Raw genomic sequence first — 1,658 nt, forward strand, 5'->3', positions numbered from 1 at the left:
CTGCGCACGGCCATGGCCATTGGCGCCGACCGCGCCATCCTGGTCGAGACCGACGTGGAACTGCAGCCCCTGGCCGTGGCCAAGCTGCTCAAGGCCCTGGTGGACAAGGAACAACCGGGTCTGGTCATCCTGGGCAAGCAGGCGATCGACGACGACGCCAACCAGACCGGCCAGATGCTGGCGGCCCTGGCCGACCTGCCGCAGGCCACCTTTGCCAGCAAGGTCGAGATCGCCGACGGCAAGGCCAAGGTCACCCGTGAGATCGACGGTGGCCTGGAAACCCTGGAAATCACGCTGCCCGCGGTGGTCACCACCGACCTGCGCCTGAACGAGCCGCGCTACGTGACGCTGCCCAACATCATGAAGGCCAAGAAGAAGCCGCTGGAGACCGTCAAGCCCGCCGATCTGGGTGTGGACGTGGCCCCGCGCCTGAAGACCCTGAAGGTGGCCGAACCCGCCAAGCGCGGCGCGGGCATCAAGGTGGCCGATGTGGCCGCACTCGTCGAAAAACTGAAAAACGAAGCCAAGGTGATCTGATCATGACCGCACTCGTCATTGCCGAACACGACAACGCCTCCATCAAAGGCTCCACCTTCAACACCGTGACCGCCGCCGCTGCTTGCGGGGGTGACGTCCACGTCCTGGTGGCCGGCCACAACGCCGGCGCCGCCGCTGCAGCCGCCGCGCAGATCGCGGGCGTGTCCAAGGTGATCCACGCCGACGCCGAGGGCTTCGCCCACGGCCTGGCCGAGAACATCGCCGCCCAGGTGCTGGCCATTGCTGGCAACTACAGCCACATCCTCTTCCCCGCCACGGCGGCGGGCAAGAACGTGGCCCCGCGCGTGGCCGCCAAGCTGGACGTCGCGCAGATCAGCGAAATCAGCAAGGTCATCAGCGCCGACACCTTCGAGCGCCCGATCTACGCCGGCAACGCGATCGCCACCGTGCAGAGTAGCGACGCCACCAAGGTCATCACCGTGCGCGCTACCGGCTTTGACGCCGCGGGCCAGGGCGGCTCGGCCGCCGTGGAAACCGTGGCCGCTGCGGCGGGCAACGGCAAGAGCGCCTACGTGGGCAGCGAGATCGCCAAGAACGACCGCCCCGAACTCACTGCTGCCAAGATCATCGTCAGCGGTGGCCGGGCGCTGGGCAGCAGCGAGAAGTTCAACGAAGTGATGACCCCGCTGGCCGACAAGCTGGGCGCGGCCATCGGCGCCAGCCGCGCGGCGGTGGACGCGGGCTACGCCGCCAACGACCTGCAGGTGGGCCAGACCGGCAAGATCGTCGCGCCGCAGCTGTACATCGCCGCCGGCATCTCGGGTGCCATCCAGCACCTGGCCGGCATGAAGGATTCCAAGGTGATCGTGGCGATCAACAAGGACCCCGAAGCGCCGATCTTCAGCGTCGCCGACTACGGCCTGGAAGCCGACCTGTTCGCGGCTGTGCCCGAACTGGTGTCCAAGCTGTAAGCCGCTGGCACCCACAAGGGCATCGCGTGCGATGCCCTTTTTTTGCATCCGCATTTGATCCACGGAGATTTTCATGAGCTCCACCGCACCCCTCAAGGACATGCTGTTCAACATCGAGCACCTGGCGCGCATCGACCAGGTCGCGGCCTTGCCCGGATTTGAAGACGCCGGTCTCGAGACCGCACAGGC

The 1,658-nt window shown here is 66.8% G+C and carries 3 protein-coding genes; all 3 read left to right on the forward strand.

Annotated features, from left to right (window positions below):
- The coding region (locus tag ACR2JA_RS13935; RefSeq protein WP_434009682.1) for an electron transfer flavoprotein subunit beta/FixA family protein at window positions 1-537 on the forward strand (537 nt) is incomplete at its 5' end.
- 2 nt (window positions 538-539) lie between these two features.
- Complete coding sequence (locus ACR2JA_RS13940; protein WP_434009683.1) at window positions 540-1,469, forward strand: electron transfer flavoprotein subunit alpha/FixB family protein; 930 nt, start codon at window positions 540-542, stop codon at window positions 1,467-1,469.
- Between the two features lie 73 nt (window positions 1,470-1,542).
- On the forward strand, window positions 1,543-1,658 hold a 116-nt coding region (locus ACR2JA_RS13945), incomplete at its 3' end, for an acyl-CoA dehydrogenase N-terminal domain-containing protein (RefSeq protein ID WP_434009684.1).

Source organism: Hydrogenophaga sp. (genome assembly GCF_051007235.1).
Lineage (GTDB): Bacteria > Pseudomonadota > Gammaproteobacteria > Burkholderiales > Burkholderiaceae_C > Hydrogenophaga.